12 protein-coding genes and 2 pseudogenes are annotated in these 15,785 nt (G+C 57.1%); 11 read left to right on the top strand and 3 right to left on the bottom strand.

What is annotated here, in order from left to right; translation table 11 throughout:
- Positions 1-5: 5 nt before the first annotated feature.
- The 3 genes from tssB to ACIP02_RS10100 all read right to left on the bottom strand — a co-directional run bounded on the left by tssB (position 6) and on the right by ACIP02_RS10100 (position 1,945).
- Positions 6-545: a type VI secretion system contractile sheath small subunit gene (gene tssB, locus ACIP02_RS10110; RefSeq protein WP_400615799.1), complete on the bottom strand. Its 540-nt coding sequence runs from the start codon at positions 543-545 to the stop codon at positions 6-8.
- Between the two features lie 64 nt (positions 546-609).
- Positions 610-1,359 (bottom strand): hypothetical protein, encoded by a 750-nt coding sequence (locus ACIP02_RS10105; RefSeq protein WP_400615797.1) that lies wholly within the window; start codon positions 1,357-1,359, stop codon positions 610-612.
- A gap of 382 nt (positions 1,360-1,741) precedes the next feature.
- Positions 1,742-1,945 (bottom strand): hypothetical protein, encoded by a 204-nt coding sequence (locus ACIP02_RS10100; RefSeq protein WP_400616425.1) that lies wholly within the window; start codon positions 1,943-1,945, stop codon positions 1,742-1,744.
- Positions 1,946-2,847: 902 nt separating this feature from the next.
- Between ACIP02_RS10100 and tssI the strand changes: the two genes are divergently transcribed.
- The 11 genes and pseudogenes from tssI to ACIP02_RS10045 all read left to right on the top strand — a co-directional run bounded on the left by tssI (position 2,848) and on the right by ACIP02_RS10045 (position 15,713).
- Positions 2,848-4,704, top strand: a complete 1,857-nt coding sequence (tssI, locus tag ACIP02_RS10095) for a type VI secretion system tip protein TssI/VgrG (protein WP_400615795.1) — start codon at positions 2,848-2,850, stop codon at positions 4,702-4,704.
- Positions 4,705-4,714: 10 nt separating this feature from the next.
- Positions 4,715-5,299: a hypothetical protein gene (locus tag ACIP02_RS10090; protein WP_400615793.1), complete on the top strand. Its 585-nt coding sequence runs from the start codon at positions 4,715-4,717 to the stop codon at positions 5,297-5,299.
- A gap of 31 nt (positions 5,300-5,330) precedes the next feature.
- Complete coding sequence (locus ACIP02_RS10085; RefSeq protein WP_400615791.1) at positions 5,331-5,786, top strand: DcrB-related protein; 456 nt, start codon at positions 5,331-5,333, stop codon at positions 5,784-5,786.
- Between the two features lie 6 nt (positions 5,787-5,792).
- Positions 5,793-10,010, top strand: coding sequence for an RHS repeat-associated core domain-containing protein (locus ACIP02_RS10080; protein ID WP_400615788.1), 4,218 nt, complete (start codon positions 5,793-5,795; stop codon positions 10,008-10,010).
- Positions 10,011-10,421 carry an immunity 22 family protein gene (locus tag ACIP02_RS10075; RefSeq protein ID WP_400615786.1) on the top strand — a complete coding sequence of 137 codons (411 nt, stop codon included), beginning with the start codon at positions 10,011-10,013 and terminating at the stop codon, positions 10,419-10,421.
- Positions 10,422-11,227: 806 nt separating this feature from the next.
- A pseudogene (locus ACIP02_RS10070) lies at positions 11,228-11,953 on the top strand (RHS repeat-associated core domain-containing protein); the annotation flags it as partial.
- Positions 11,950-12,543 carry a hypothetical protein gene (locus ACIP02_RS10065; protein ID WP_400615784.1) on the top strand — a complete coding sequence of 198 codons (594 nt, stop codon included), beginning with the start codon at positions 11,950-11,952 and terminating at the stop codon, positions 12,541-12,543. The pseudogene ACIP02_RS10070 and the gene ACIP02_RS10065, both read left to right, overlap by 4 nt.
- Before the next feature lie 312 nt (positions 12,544-12,855).
- Positions 12,856-13,173: pseudogene (locus ACIP02_RS10060) on the top strand (hypothetical protein); the annotation flags it as partial.
- 6 nt (positions 13,174-13,179) lie between these two features.
- Entirely contained in the window at positions 13,180-13,311 is a 132-nt protein-coding gene (locus tag ACIP02_RS10055; RefSeq protein ID WP_400615782.1) for a hypothetical protein, read from the top strand.
- A 244-nt stretch (positions 13,312-13,555) separates the two neighbouring features.
- Complete coding sequence (locus ACIP02_RS10050; protein WP_400615780.1) at positions 13,556-14,368, top strand: RHS repeat-associated core domain-containing protein; 813 nt, start codon at positions 13,556-13,558, stop codon at positions 14,366-14,368.
- 169 nt (positions 14,369-14,537) lie between these two features.
- Positions 14,538-15,713 (top strand): M20 aminoacylase family protein, encoded by a 1,176-nt coding sequence (locus ACIP02_RS10045; protein WP_400615777.1) that lies wholly within the window; start codon positions 14,538-14,540, stop codon positions 15,711-15,713.
- The last annotated feature ends 72 nt before the right edge of the window (positions 15,714-15,785 follow it).

Raw genomic sequence — 15,785 nt, 5'->3', positions numbered from 1 at the left:
CCTGCTCAGGCGCGATCGCTGCTGGTTGGGTCTTTCACTTCGGCTTCACGGCCGAATTCCTTGCCCAGGGTCTTTAGCTTTTCGGTGTTCTGCAGCACATCCATCAGCAACTCTTCAAGCTTGTCGTTGCCGCCCATCTTGTTGCGCAGGTCGGCCAGCTTGTTGCGCACTTCCAGTAGCTTGCGCAGCGGTTCCACTTGCTTGACCACGTTCTGCGGCTCGAAGTCTTCAAGGCTGTTGAAGTTCAGTTCGACGCCCAGCTGGGTACCGTTCCTGGCCAGGGTGTTGTCGACGCGGTAGGTCAGGCGCGGCTTGATGCCCTTGAGCACGCCGTTGAAATTGTCGCGGTCGATGAACACGAACTTGCGGTCCTTGAGCTTGGGCAGCGGCTCCAGCGGGTTGCCGGAGAAGTCACCGAGCACGCCGACGACGAAGGGCAGTTCCTTTTTCTCGATGGCATCGCCGATGTCCACGTCGTAGGTGATATGGACCCGGGGTGCGCGAACGCGGTCGAGTTTGTGCTGGGTGCTTTCCTTCTTCGCCATCGTGTTCTCCAATGCAAGCAATTCGCTACGAATCTTGGCGCGGCCCGGTAGCGGGCACCGCGCGTTACAGTCCTTCGATCGTCAGCAGCAGGCGCTGACGGATTTCGTCGTTCATTTCCAGGATGTTGTCGCGGCCCACCAGTTCTTCGAAGCGGGTGCTGCCGGCAATTTGCGTGCTGCTACGAATGACCGAGTCGTCCGGAAGTTCCGAGCGCACTGGCGCGCTGAGGACGCAGAACGGCAGGTCGCCCAAGCCCTTGAGGCGTTCGAAACTCAGGCCGAAGCGCAACCCTTCGAACAGCCGGCCAACGCCTGGCGACTTGCTCAGGCAGTAGAACAGCACCAGGTAGTGCACCACGAAGCGGTACAGCTCGGCGCTGCTGCGGTTGGGGTCATTGATGACTGCGCGAAAGCGCGCCAGTTCGAAGCCCTGGAAACCGACCACCCAGCGCACCGGGCTGGTGATGCGGATGACTTGGCCGCTTTGTGCGAGGACCTTGTCGTATTCCAGTGGGTACAGTTCCGGGGTGGTGCTGATCAGGGTGAGCGGCACGTCCAGTTCGCTGACCAGCTGGAATGGCGCAGCCGAGCCAATGCGCTCGTAGAGCTCGATCAGCGACTGAAAATGGCCCTGGGTTTCGCGCCCGCTGCTGCGCTGGGCGCCTTGCAGGTACTCGCCAAACAGGGTCTGTGGACGGATCAGCGGTGCCACGGTGGCAAGGTAATCCGCCGCCTGCGCCTTCAGCGCATCGGAGATCGCCCGCGTCTGGCTACGCAGCTTGATCAGTGCTTCGACATCGAATGTCTGTGTCATCGGTGCATCGTCCATGTGCCTGCTTGATCGTCCTGAAACGCCAGTGGCGAGGACCTGAAAATGCGCCTATCGAAGGCGTCTGATTGGGTGCTGGCACATGAATATCGTGTTGCCAGCAATGCCGAGTAGGGCACCCCGCTGCGGAATAAGTTCCGGCGAGGGGAGCGATTTTTTCCCTGTTTTGTGATGCGACGCAATGATGGCGCCATGCCATTGGCGGTGGGTTTCGGGCGCGGGAAATGGGGGTTTGGCCCCTAAAGTCAGGGGGCCGAAGTGCTAAGGAAACGGTAAAAATTGGCGTAAAAAGATTTTTAAAAAAAGTGAACCGGGTCTCTTTTTGCCGCGCTGAGCCGTTTGCATTCGGCGTCTACTGTGGCGACCATCAATGATGGCAATGCGACGGAATATGCCGCGCAGAAGCGGCTTGCTGCGGTCTCTTACAGCGGCTTTGCGCCCACCACTCGACCCTCGATTCCCCACTCCCGCAACCACCCAAGCAAGGCATCCAATTCATCGGTGGCCTCGACCGACAGCCTTGTGATTCAAAGTAACTTGCCGCCTTGGCCTTGTTGCCGCGTATGTAGATGTCCTTGAGGACATCGCCTGTGCGGCCGAATTTCTCATTGAGGTATTCCCGGCGCGTTGCTGCAGCTTGCGGAGGATCAGCAAGGGTTGGGGGCGCAACCTCAGCTTTACGGGGGGCTGGTAAAACGGCTGCTCGGGTTCGGCTTTCTTGAGGGGCGTCGCTTCTTTTGCCTGCAGTTCCGGATGCGCCAGTAATTTCTGCTCATTCTTCGACAGCCAGGCAGCCAGGCAGCCAGTTGCCGATTGGAGATATCCGTCTGTAGCCTCGCACTACGTGTGGCAATGTTTTCCATGCTGCTCATGACGCCGGCCTGATGACGGCAATTAAGCATCGTCGCCCCGCATCATTGCTGTTCGCTTGCCGCAAGTGCCAGTATGGCCAGGGTCCACGCTAGCCATTTGCCAGAATGGATGAATGACGAAAAATTTGAACCCATCCACGTTATGAAACATTTTTCTCCGCGAGCGCCGTGGACGTAGAGGTAGCGTACGGCTCGAATTGGCGTGGTCAGGTATAGGCTCCGCTCACCACTTGTAAAACCTTCTGCTACGGGCCATTCGTCGCTGGCTCGTAGCGCCTTGGCGCAGCAGTGACGGTTACGAAAAGTGGCAATGTGATATCGCCTTGCGGGGTTCTAAGCTCAGCATTACAAGGCTTGCGATGTGTTGACAGGGCATCATTTGCCGGTGTCTCCTTTTGGGCGCTTCTGCCTGCCTGGCATTCGGAAATGTGAACCAGGTCGCATTAAATTCAATGCATGATGGCACTTTCCATCATGCCGGCAGTCGCATGATTCCGCAGGGCACGCGCGTGATGTGCGCATGCCGAATTACGCCCGCAAGAACAGAGTTGTAGCTGAGCATCGCAAGCGCGTGCTGGCCGTGTTTTCAAGGAGATTTCGCATGATCATGGACCTGGCCTCCGCGCTGCTGTCGCCGCAGAACCGCCGCCTGTTCAAGTTCCACAACCTGGCCAACCCCGAGCAGGAACTGCTGCTGGAAACCTTCAAGGGCGTCGAGGCTTTGTCGCGGGCGTTCAACTACGAACTGCTGCTGGTCTGCGAAGATTCCGGCTTGCCACTGAAGTCGATGATGGGCCAGCATGTCAGCATCGAGATTGAACTGGCCGAAGGCGGCCCGCGGCACATCACCGGTTACCTCACGCGCTTTGCCAGCATCGGCAGCGACGGTGGCATGGCGCGCTATACCGCCACGCTCAACCCGTGGTTCTCGATGCTAAAGAACCGCTTCGATACGCGGATCTTCCAGGGCAACACGGTTGAGGAAGTAATCACCGAAGTGTTCGCCCTGTGCCCGGCGTTCTCCCGCCACGAATTCCGCCTGACCCGCCCGCAGAAGCGCTACACCTACATCACCCAGTACCGCGAAACCGACTTCAACTTCGTTCAGCGCCTGCTGGAGGAAGAGGGGATGTTCTATTACTTCGAGCACACCGCCGAAGGCCACACCATGATCATCTGCGATGACTCAAGCACCTTGGTGGACATCCCTGAACAGCCACAGATCCGCTTCCACAGCGCATCGGTCACCGAGACCGCCGACTCCATCACTCAGTGGAGCGGCAACCGCCAGCTGCAGTCCGGCAAGATGGCCACGCAGACCTTTGACTACCGCCAGCCCAACAACCGTTTGCCGGTGGCGATGAACAGCGTGAACAAGCAGGGCGACGTGGAAAACTTCGAAATCTACGACTTCCCCGGCCAGTACACCCACGGCACCTACGACGAAGGCGAAACCCTGCTGCGCCTGCGTATCGAGGCGCTGGAACTGCGCGGCAAGAAGTTCGAAGGCGCCAGTAACTGCCGGGCCATGAAGCCCGGCTATACCTTCGAACTGCTGCAGCACTATAGCCACGACCAGGGCGCCGTCGAAGACCGGCAGTTCCTGCTGATGAGCGTGGAAAGCGAAGGCCACAACAACTACCTCAGCGGCCAGCAGGCCAGCTACTTCAATACCTTCAGTTGCGTGCGCAAGAAGATCCCGTTCCGCCCGCAGCTGAGTACCCCAAGGCCAACCATCGCCGGCCCGCAGACCGCGATCATCGTCGGCCCGCCTGGCGAAGAGATTTTTACCGACGAACTAGGCCGCGTGAAGATCCAGTTTCACTGGGACCGCAAGGGCCAGCACAACGACCACAGCTCGTGCTGGGTACGCGTGGCCCAATCCGGTGCCAGCGGCGGCTTCGGCAGTATCCAGATCCCACGCGTTGGCGACGAAGTGGTGGTGGTATTCCTCGACGGCAACCCCGACCGCCCGCTGATCATGGGCAGCCTGTACAACAGCAGCAACACGCCGCCTTGGGCGCTGCCGGCGAACAAGACCCAGAGCGGCTTCCTGACCCGGTCGATGAAGGGTGACGGCGGTACGGCCAACTTCTTCCGCTTCGAGGACAAGGCCGGCGCCGAGCAGATCATCATGCATGCCGAGCGCAACATGGATACCGAGATCGAGCTGGATGAGACCCATGATGTGGGCAAGAACCGGACGATTACCGTTGGCGGCACGCATACCGAAAGCGTAAAGAAAGATACGGTGGTGCAAGTCACTGAAGGCTCCTACACCTTGCAGGTCGACAACCAGTTCATTCAGGTGTCCGCCAAGCAGCACATCATCCTGCAGGTGGGTGAAAGCAGCATTACGTTGACGCCGGAAGGCATCGAAATCAAAGGCAAGGCCATCGTAACAACGAGTACCGACACTACCCAGATCACTGGCGCGGCAGTGCGAATCAACGACTGAGACACGGTTCATGTACAAGACCTCGATCTACGACCGCCTCTCTGCCAAGCGCGAAGCGCAAGAGGAAGCTGCGCGGCAGGCCAGGCTAGCGGAAGCCGCCAACCTGCCTGAGCCTGTGCCCGAGGCGCAGCCGGTGCCGACAGCACTGCTGGATGTGGCCAGCGGTTTTACCTTCGCCGGTCTCAACCTGCAATTTCCGGCCGGCTTTCGCTTTCGCGATATTCAAACCACCCTTGAGCATGAAGGCGAACCGGTCAGCCTTCGCATCCGGCGTCGCGACGTTCGTTCCAGGCAACCTTTGCAGCTGCTGTTCGAGGACGCGGTCCAGGCCCTGCGCGAATCTACCCCACAGCTGCGCTTGATTCGTCAGCGTGATTGCCACATGGCTGGCCACCCAGCCAAGGTTTTGGACTTCCACTTCAATACCGGCCATGAGCCCCGGCACGGTCGCCTGGTCGGCGCGTTGGTGCCCGTGGTCGGCAGCGACTCGCAGCAATGGCTCGACATCTCCACAGTGATCGACCCGAGCAAGCCTGGCCTGAGCCAGTGGCTGGCAGAATTTGACCGCATGCTCGATGGCTTCGCGCTGGGCTGACTCCGTTCTCTTTATCAGGAATTTTCATCGCATGGATTACGAGTTGCAGGAAGGCAGCATGGCGCTGCCGGCAGGTTTCGAAGACCGCACAGTCAACATGTTCGTCCTGGGTGCCAGTGTGCCCGCACCTTTGAGCATTACCGTCTCGCGTGACACTTTGCTGCCGGACGAAGCGTTGCAGGCTTACGTGGATCGTCAGGTCAAAATGCTCACGTCCAAGCTGCGCGGCTACACCCGCATGGGTAACAAGGCCGTCTCGCTTTCGGCTACTGCGCCCATCGCCGGTATCCAGATCGACGCTTACTACATGAACCAAGGGCGCCCGTTGTACCAACGCCAGGCCGCCTTCATCATCGCCCCCGGGCGTGCGCTGATCTTCTCCACCACGGCTCAGGCCGACTTCAGTGCACAGCAGAACCAGGACTGGGACAACCTGCTGGCCAGCTTCACCCCGCGTTCCCCGGCCGTAACCAACGAACAGGAGTAACCCTTCATGTTCGAAGCGGCCAGGTTCGGCGACGATATCTCGCACACCAGCGCGTTGGGGGGCTTCCTGATCGGAGCTGCCCTGGGTATCGCGCTGGTGGCCACGGTGGCTATCGCCACCTTCACCTGCGGGTTCGGCGTCGCATTGCTCGCCGGCCTCGCAGCCGGTATCGGGGGCAGCTTGCTGACCGCTGCCGGAGAGGCGATAGGCAGTATGTTCTCGTCCCCCTCAGGGACGATAACCACTGCCTCACCCAACGTGTTCATCAACAGCCGCAAGGCCGCCCGCGTCGAAAAAAGCATCGGTGCCTGCGACAAGCACCCAGGGCCGGTGCAGATTGCCGAGGGCTCGACCAACGTCTTCATCAACAGCGTTGCCGCGGCACGCAAGGGCGACAAGCTGACCTGCGGTGCTACCATTTCCGGTGGCTCGGACAACGTCATCATCGGCGGCGGCACCTATCGCTACCTGCCAGTGGATGATGAAATCCCGGAATGGCTGCGTACCACCGTGGATGTGCTGATGGCCATCGCTGGCGCTGCCGGCGGTATTGCCCAGCTGATCAAGGCCGGTAGCCAGGCAGGCATGAAAGCCATCATGCCCTGTGCCCTGAAATTCACGGCAGGCTTTGTCGCCGGTGAAGTCGCCAGCCGCTATGTGGTCGAACCGGTGGCGCGCAAGGCGATCGGTGGCCTGGTCGGCAACCCGGTCGACCTTACTACCGGCCGCAAACTGATCCCTGATGAAATCGACTTCAGCCTGCCCGGCCTGATGCCCATCGAATGGTCGCGTTTCTACGCCAGCGACCTCACCGTCGACAGCGTGCTTGGCCGCGGTTGGGTGCTGCCCTGGGAGCAAAGCCTGCGCCGCCAGGGTTCGTTCATTTACCTCACCGACAACCAGGGCCGCGAAGTCCCGTTCGTGGCCCTGCAGCCGGGCGAGCGCATCTACAACCCGCACGAGCAGGTGTACCTGGTATGCACCGAGGGCGGCCACTACATCCTGCAGACCCTCGACAACCTGTTCTTCTACTTCGGTGAAGTGCCCGACAGCAACACCGAAGTGCCGCTGCAACGTATAGAGAATGCCCTCGGCCACTTCCTGCATTTCACCCGCACGCCCGACGGCACCCTGACTGACATCAGCGCCACCGGCGGTACCCGTGTGCATTTGCACTACGACAACCCACTGGGTCGCCTGACCGACATCAAGCGCGTGGTGAACAATGAAGCGGTTGAAACACTGACCCAGTACCGTTACGACGAACACGGCCAGCTGACTGCGGTAATCAACCGCAACGGCGACACCGTGCGCAGCTTCAGCTACGCCGAAGGCCTGATGGTCACCCACAGCAACGCCCTGGGCCTGGGCTGCCATTACCGCTGGGAAACCCACGGCGGCAGGCCGCGGGTGGTCGAGCACTGGACCAGTGACGGCGAGCATTACCATTTCCGCTACGACCTCGACGCCCGCACCAGCTGGGCCACCGACGTGCTCGGCCGCGAGCTGGAGGTGCAGTACAACGCCGACCACCGCGTCATTGCCAGCCGTGACTACGGTGGCGAGCGCTATGCCATCGCGCTGGACGAAAACGGCAACATGGTCGGCCTCGACCTGCCAGACGGCAATCGCCTGACCTTCAAGTACGACGAATACGCCCGCCTGCTCGAAGAAACCGACCCGCTGGGGCGCAAGATCGCCTATGAGTATCACCACCTGACGACGCTGGTGACCAAGGTCAGCTACCCGGATGGCAGCACCTGGACGGCGCGTTACGACGACAAGGGCAACCTGCTCGCTGAAATCGATGCGCTCGGCCAGATGACCGAATACCTCAACAGCGACGACGGCCTACCGCACACCATCATTGATGCGACCTACAAGTCCAAGTACCTGTGGTGGAACACCCTGGCCCAGGTCGAGCGCTACCAGGACTGCTCAGGCAAGAGCACCTACTACCGCTACGACGAGCGTCAGCACCTTATAGCGGTGACCGATGCGCTCAACCAAACCACCTCGCTGGAGCGCAAACCGGACGGTGAAGTACTGCGCATCAAACACCCGGACGGCAGCACGGAAACCTTCACCTACAACGTCTATGGCCAGGTACTCAGCCACACCGACGGCAAGGGCCAGACCATACGCCTGATGCGCACCGCCCGCGGCCTGCCCAGCAGCCGCCAGGACGCCAAGGGCCAGCGGGTGCGCTACGAATACGACAAGGCCATCCGCCTGACCGCGCTGGTCAACGAAAATAATGCGACGTATAGCTTTGCCTACGATGTGTCGGACCGGCTGAGCGAAGAGGTGCGGGTCGATAACCTGACCCGGCGCTTCAGCTACAACGTCGGCGGCCATCTCACCCGGTTGGATGAAATTGGCTACGGCGAAAATGCCGAACGCCCAGAGCGGCATACGCTGTTCGAGCGTGACACCATTGGCCGCCTGATCGGCAAGCTGAATAACGACGCACAGCAGCAATTCACCTATGACGACGGCGACCGGCTGCTGAGCATCGAGCGACAACCCAGCGGGATCGGCAAGCAGCTGGGCATCACCGAAGAAAAGCTGGAGTACACATACGATCTGCTGGGGCGGCTGACGAAAGAAATCACCCCCGACGGCACGCTCGGTTATGAGTACGATCCACTCAGCAATTTGACTACATTGACCCTGCCAGACGGCCGCAAGGTCAACCACCTGTACTACGGCAGCGGGCACCTGCACCAGCTGAATCTGGATGGCCAGGTGATCAGCGACATGGAGCGTGACGACCTGCACCGCGAGGTGTATCGCACCCAGGGCAAGCTCACCAGTTGCTTTGGCTACGACGCGATGGGGCGCAAGGCTTGGCAGTTCGCCTCGACCTTGCCCGCCGACAAGCTTTCGCAGGTGCACAACACCGGCGTGAATACCTCGCTGTTGGTGGAGCACGCTTACAACCCGATTCACCGCCGCTACCAGTACGACCCGGCCGGTGAGTTGGTACGCACGCTCGACAAGCTGCGGGGTGAGATCAAGTACGAGTACGAAGCCAACGGCCAGTTGCGCAGCCGTGATACCGGCTCGCTGGTGGGTAGCGAAGAGTTCCGCTACGACGCGGCGGCCAACCGCCTGGACTTCAATGCGCGGCAGTTCGACAAGGTCAAGGACAATCGGATCAAGCAATGGCGGGATCAGGAGTATCGCTACGATCCTTGGGGCAACCTGACCGAGAAGCGCTCGGGGCCCAGCAAGCTGCAGCACTTCAGCTATGACTGCGAAAATCGGCTGGTGCGGGCACAGACACTGGTTAACGGCAAGCTGGAAAGTACCGGTGAGTATCGCTACGACAGCCTGGGGCGGCGGGTAGCCAAGCGGGCTGAGATCAATGGTGAGGTCGAGCAGAAGCGCTTCCTGTGGCAAGGGTTGAGGATGCTGCGGGAAGAGACGCCTGGGCAGAGCATTTTGTACCTGTATGAGCCGGGTAGCTACGCGCCCTTGGCGCGGGTTGATCAGGCGGAAGGGGAAGAGCAGAAGCTTTATTACTTCCATACGGATCAGATTGGGACTCCATTGGAGCTGACGGATAGCGATGGCAAGATTATTTGGCAGGCTACATATTGCTCTTGGGGGGCAGTAGAGAGTCTGCCTGTAAATGAGATTGAACAGAATCTACGATTCCAAGGCCAATACGCAGACTCTGAAATCGGATTGCACTACAACACATTCCGGTACTATGACCCCGACACTGGCCGATTTTTAACGCAAGATCCAATAGGCATCAGGGGTGGTGCTAATCTTTATTCCTATGTGCCAACGCCGACTCTCTGGGTTGATCCTTTAGGTTGGGTGCCTTGGGAAAAGAATGGGTTTGATGGATGGTTTAACAACGCATCGGTTCAAGATATTGTTGACAATAAAAAAGCCGTAGAGGCCGCGCTGCGCAGTCCAGGAGGCAAACATGAAATGTTTCCGGTGTCCATAGCCTCGAAGGCAAAAGAGCTAGGATTTACGGCTCAAGAGCTTAAGGAAATGACAGTGCCGACTAAAGATATTACTTTTGTCGGCATCACGGACAAGCATGGTAATCCTGTGCCAGACGGTCCGCATCATGGCAGTAGGGCTGGTAGATTGTTCCACAATAATCTAATTAAAGATTTGAATGCCACGCAAAGCAAAACGCAAGCGTTGGGTGTGATTGATTCGCATCATAGTAAACACATGAAATTGGGAGCGTGCTAGATGGATTATGATGATATTGATCGTTACGAAAAAGTTCATGTGTGGATAGGTACAAACTTTTCCTCTGAGGAAGATTACCTGAAATATTTTGAGCTGGATTACACACAAGATTTAGACGATTCATCCTACAAGGTTTGTGGTTTTTGCAAGGATATTGGTGAAAGATGGTATGACGAAGACTTTATAGGGATTATTCCTAGAAAGTCAGAGGAGGTAAGTTTAGAAGAAATTTTAAAAGATGCAGCGGTTGATCGCGACTGTATTGAAGATATTAAGGCTGAGTGCCTCAGGCTTGGAATCACTAAAGCAAATGCCATTTTTTGGTATTCTGACGGTGCGACGGTTATTTCAGAGCCATTAAAAGCAAATTATAATGGCTTGAAATATGTGGGGCTGTATGAAGGGGAGTGAATGCTTGTGTTTTGCAACAGCGTAGGGGTATCGTTTTGGGTCTTGCTGAGTATGAATTTTTTAGCGGCATAGAGAAGTAGCTATAGGCGATGGGGTAATTGGCTTTGCCTCCGAAAAGTCAAAGCCAAAATTCTTCCTGTTCAGATTTGAGGTTAAGGTGAGCTTTTGACGTACCTATCACTGAGCTTTCACTGGATATGCCAGTTTTATATTGTTAAAAGATATTTCAGTTAAATTATGATCGATAGTTCACCTGCTTTGGTTTGCGAGAAACTATTAGTGAGTCTTTGCTTAGCTGTATGCCTGATGGTCCACACTGGTTTAGTAAAATCGTTCTGGATGATGAGGCTGCCTGTCTAGTGATGTGGTAAGGGCTGAAGAGAAAAGCGCTACTATTGTGGTGACCGCTCGTGTCAAGTCTCTTTTTGAAAGCAACTCAGTTCGTGACCTGGAATTCACGCCTTAAATTTCTGTTGGTCTAAGGTCGTCCGGGTTTGTTGTGTAGTTATTTAGAGGGCAGGGTTGGCTGGGGGACTTTAATTGAAAGGGATCCAATCTTTAAAAATTAATGGTTGAATTGGCTCTGCTAGATCTTTGGTGGAGCCATATTTTTACGGCATATGTCACAAGTGTAACCACAAGCCTCCCAAAGAGATGTCTCCGGTCTGCACACAGGACGGCCACTTTCTGCACTTCTCGCACAGCTCAGATTGCACCCGAGCTCACCTGCACTACGACAACCCACTGGGTCGCCTGACCGACATCAAGCGCGTGGTGAACAATGAAGCGGTCGAAACACTGACCCAGTAGATCAGGCGGAAGGGGAAGAGCAGAAGCTTTATTACTTCCATACGGATCAGATTGGTACGCCGCTGGAACTGACGGATAGCGATGGGCAGATCGTTTGGCAGGCGACTTATCGCTCATGGGGCGAGATAGAGCAGCTGGCGGTCAACAAGGTCATGCAGAATATACGTTTTCAAGGTCAATACTATGATCTTGAGACAGGGCTACATTACAATACTTATCGATATTATGATCCGCAGGTTGGGCGTTTCGTAACGCAGGATCCGTTGAGTATCGACGGTGGAATGAATCTGTATGGTTATGCTCTAAATCCGATTCTATGGCTGGATCCACTTGGGCTATCCTGCGGGTCTGACGCAAAGAAACTTGCTGACAGCTTAGGTAGTAAGCCAGTAGGGGGAGGTCAGTATGATGCTCATCACATCGTATTGTCCAACTCAAAGGACGTCAGAATGATTGCCTTGAGGAAACAGATGAAAGAGCTAGGGATCGATATCAATAATAGAAAAAACGGAATCTGGTTACCAAATACAGAGTCTGCAAGGGTCCCCGGCACACTTGCAACGCCACACAAGGGCGCGGGCATACATGGTAATGCCTACAAACAACATGTGTATGATACGCTGACAGGCAAGACAACGAAGAAAGAGTTCTTGAATGGACTTGCTGAACTCAAAGAGCAATTAAGTGGCGGTAAAACATTTGCTGTTAGGAGGTGGTTATGATTCCGGATAAATTCAAGGCCTTGTTCGAAGATTTACAATCTAAGCTTGAAATGGATCCTCCAGGGGTCGTGGGTGCGCAGTGCATCAAAAGTGAAAATGTGAAATGGTCGAAGGGGCCTAGTTTTTCAATATTACCCTATGGGTTGGAGCTGGCTGGAGTGACTCCTTCACCTATCCTAGGAAATGAGCCAAAAAGCAAAAAAAACTGCTTTAAATTTTATTGTAACGAGGCGGGGGAGTTTTATAAGTCAGATATATATGGTGTGAGTTCGACAATAATAGAGACCGAAATATATCAGATAGAGGGTCAATTCAGGTCTTTAGTTCGATTTGACGACGATGGAGAGGCAGTTCGCGCTTCTGGTGTTGTTTTTGAAAACGGAACACCATACATATCATGTCGCCTAGAGGATGATGGTGAGTGCTGGTGTTATGAGTATAAATATGAAGGGCAGCAGGTAGTTTCAATGATTGTTTATGCCACTAATAGCGCGCCTGGTGCCGAGATATTTGTAGAGCGGGAGGGTGATGTTTTGATTGGTCTGTATTTCTTTAATAAAGATTCAAAGATTTACGTTTGCAGGGTTTAATTGGGGCTCGATATGAGCCTCATTTCGACGCTGTGGCTCTTTATTTTAGATACGTATGAGGTGGATCTCTCCAAGGTCGCGATTGCGATGTGCAAGATGAGCTTTTGAGTAAATGCTTGTCTGGGTGGTTTAGGGGGGGGCTTAAAGCCATTAGCAAAAGGCTTGGAAGGTGAGATTTTTTGTTGTCTTGGGAGCGACTGAAAATAAACTCTAAGGGTGGTCGCGCAACTGGCGTGATCACCTGCGATTTGATGATTATTTCTTACTGGCGAAAAATACTGTTAGCGTTAGATCAGCTTCCTCCTGCACTTCACTCCGCTCCGTGACACCGGCAGCCCCCGTGTGCACCTGCACTACGACAACCCGCTGGGTCGCCTGACTGACATCAAGCGCGTGCTGAACAATGAAGCGATCGAAACACTGACCCAGTTCCGTTACGACGAACACGGTCAGCTGAATGCGGTAATCAACCGCAACGGCGACACCGTGCGTAGCTTCAGCTACGCCGAAGGCCTGATGGTCACCCACAGCAACGCCCTGGGCCTGGGCTGCCACTACCGCTGGGAAACCCAGGACGGCAGGCCGCGGGTGGTCGAGCACTGGACCAGTGACGGCGAGCATTACCATTTCCGCTAGATGCGCACGGCCCGCGGCCTGCCCAGCAGCCGCCAGAACGCCAAGGGCCAGCGGGTGCGCTACGAGTACGACAAGGCCATCCGCCTGACCGCGCTGGTCAACGAGAACAACGCCATACAGCTTTGCTTATGACGCCTCGGACCGGCTGAGCGAAGGTACCTGAACAGCGACGACGGCCTGCCGCACACCACTATCAATGCGGCCTACAAGTCCAGCTACGAGTGGTTGAGCACCTGGCCACAGGTCGGGCCATCATCAGGCCTGTGGGCGGCACGCTTGGGTAGGCAACTTTTCCGCCCAGCAAGTTTGAGGGTTATTTGGGGCTGTGCATGAGGGTTAGTGTGGTTTGGCGATCACAACTAACAGGAGCTGTATCATGCGACCGTCATTAATATTGGCTATTGATCAACAATGCACAGTGCATACAGGTAGCCATTTCCCGTTACGGCGCTATACACCGTATGGCCATCACACCATCGAAAGCGGAGGCTGGTTGGCCTTTGCCGGGGAAGCCGATTCGTTAGTCCCTCACTGTTATCTGCTCGGCAACGGCAAGCGCGCCTATGACACAGTGCTGATGCGCTTTCATAGTCCGGACTCATTCAGCCCCTTCGGGCGCGGCGGGATCAACACCTATGCCTATTGTCAGGGTGATCCGATTAACAATGTTGACCGCGATGGCCATTCGCCAAGCCGCATAGTCGGGCAGTCAACCGGCCTGGTATGGGGCTCGGTGGGTATGCTTTCCTCGCTGAACAAGGCATCCAGGACAATTGTCAAACGCTCGATTGCCAAGGCAAACGGGCTAACTGTACCGAAGGAGTTCGATAACGCTAGCCGCACCAACAATGCAATGATCTTTAACGGGGGGCTGATGAGTACCTTGACTAAAGTGCCAGGCGTGGCATTTGCCTACGCCTTTCCAGCCGCCTCGATTGCCAATGAGGCGTTTACTGCAGTGGGTATCTCAGCCGCATCTTTTGCAGGGGCCGGAAAGTTGCGGCAGTTGTATACCGATATGAAAGCGACCTACCGGGAGGCCAGGTTAAACAGGCTGCCCTTGGTTAAATTGACTGTAGAATCAGTAAAAGAAGCCACCGGATGGAATCGGTTCCGCGGCCAAGAGTCAGCCATTCTTGAGCCCCTCCCGGAAAAGGTGCTGTTGGTGCGGTTTCCGAACAAGGCGTGAACGCGGTTAGTCTCCGCTTGGCCACATTGTGTTCCACCGTGTGAAACCAGATTCGATTGTGCTCCATCGCTCCTCGCGTTTTGCTGTCACCCAGCACGACCTGCCTTACCCGTCGTGACCTCAAGGCAAACAACAAGACCGGGAAACCACCCGCGCGAGGAGACTCTACATGTCCCGACATCAGCACATCCTGGCCTGGCTGAACGATGTGGCCAGCGACTTGCACGCAATCCGTCATGATATCCACGCCCACCCGGAACTGGGCTTTGAAGAAAGCCGCACCTCGGCCCTGGTCGCCCGGTTGCTCGAGGCGTGGGGCTACGAGGTGCACACCGGCATTGGCCACACCGGCGTGGTCGGCGTGCTGCGCAACGGCAGCAGCCCACGGCGCCTGGGCCTGCGCGCCGACATGGACGCGCTGCCCATTCACGAAGCCACCGGCGCGGCCTACAGCAGCCAGCACCAGGGCTGCATGCACGCCTGCGGCCATGACGGGCATACCACCATGCTGCTGGGCGCCGCCCGTTACCTGGCGGCAACCCGGCAGTTCGATGGCACGCTGACGCTGATCTTCCAGCCGGCCGAAGAGGGTCAGGGCGGAGCCGAAGCCATGCTGGCCGACGGCCTGCTGGAGCGCTTCCCTTGCGATGCATTGTTCGGCATGCACAACATGCCGGGGTTGCCGGCCGGGCACCTGGGCTTTCGCGAGGGGCCGATGATGGCCTCGCAAGACCTGCTCACCGTTACGCTCGATGGCGTCGGTGGGCATGGCTCGATGCCACACTTGACCGTGGACCCGCTGGTTGCGGCGGCCAGTGTGGTGATGGCGCTGCAAACCGTGGTGGCGCGCAATATCGATGCGCAGGAAGCGGCGGTGGTCACGGTCGGTGCCTTGCAGGCCGGCGAAGCCGCCAACGTGATCCCGCAACAGGCGTTGCTGCGCCTGAGCCTGCGCGCGCTGAATGCCGAGGTACGCGCGCAGACCCTTGACCGGGTGCGGGCGATCATTGTCAGCCAGGCCGAAAGCTTCGGCTGCCGCGCCAGCATCGAGCACCGCCCGGCCTATCCGGTGCTGGTCAACCATGCCGCGGAAAACGCCTTTGCCACCCAGGTCGGGCTCGAGTTGCTCGGCGCCGACGCAGTGGATACCAATACCCGCAAGCTGATGGGCAGCGAAGACTTCGCCTGGATGCTGCAACGCTGCCCGGGTGCCTACCTGTTCATCGGCAACGGCGTTTCGCGGCCGATGGTGCACAACCCCGCCTATGACTTCAACGACGACATCCTGCTGACCGGCGCCGCCTACTGGGGCGCGCTGGCAGAGCGCTGGCTCGCGCCCGCCTGACCTGCCTTTTTGACGACTGCCGCTGGATCCCGGGCGCGACCGCGCCTGGGCGATCACCCAATCATTGTGTGG

Origin of the sequence: Pseudomonas sp. NPDC089408 (genome assembly GCF_044749445.1) — a bacterium.
Lineage (GTDB): Bacteria > Pseudomonadota > Gammaproteobacteria > Pseudomonadales > Pseudomonadaceae > Aquipseudomonas.
The sequence above is the reverse complement of the archived record's forward strand: the minus strand, read 5'-3'. Positions and strand labels throughout refer to the sequence as shown.

Bases quoted from the DNA above. Each gene is read 5' to 3' on its own strand.
- tssB (WP_400615799.1), bottom strand. From the start codon at position 545: ATGGCGAAGAAGGAAAGCACCCAGCACAAACTCGACCGCGTTCGCGCA.
- ACIP02_RS10075 (WP_400615786.1), top strand. From the start codon at position 10,011: ATGGATTATGATGATATTGATCGTTACGAAAAAGTTCATGTGTGGATA.
- ACIP02_RS10065 (WP_400615784.1), top strand. From the start codon at position 11,950: ATGATTCCGGATAAATTCAAGGCCTTGTTCGAAGATTTACAATCTAAG.
- ACIP02_RS10045 (WP_400615777.1), top strand. From the start codon at position 14,538: ATGTCCCGACATCAGCACATCCTGGCCTGGCTGAACGATGTGGCCAGC.
- ACIP02_RS10080 (WP_400615788.1), top strand. From the start codon at position 5,793: ATGTTCGAAGCGGCCAGGTTCGGCGACGATATCTCGCACACCAGCGCG.
- ACIP02_RS10055 (WP_400615782.1), top strand. From the start codon at position 13,180: ATGCGCACGGCCCGCGGCCTGCCCAGCAGCCGCCAGAACGCCAAGGGC.
- ACIP02_RS10085 (WP_400615791.1), top strand. From the start codon at position 5,331: ATGGATTACGAGTTGCAGGAAGGCAGCATGGCGCTGCCGGCAGGTTTC.
- ACIP02_RS10090 (WP_400615793.1), top strand. From the start codon at position 4,715: ATGTACAAGACCTCGATCTACGACCGCCTCTCTGCCAAGCGCGAAGCG.
- ACIP02_RS10105 (WP_400615797.1), bottom strand. From the start codon at position 1,359: ATGACACAGACATTCGATGTCGAAGCACTGATCAAGCTGCGTAGCCAG.
- tssI (WP_400615795.1), top strand. From the start codon at position 2,848: ATGATCATGGACCTGGCCTCCGCGCTGCTGTCGCCGCAGAACCGCCGC.
- ACIP02_RS10050 (WP_400615780.1), top strand. From the start codon at position 13,556: ATGCGACCGTCATTAATATTGGCTATTGATCAACAATGCACAGTGCAT.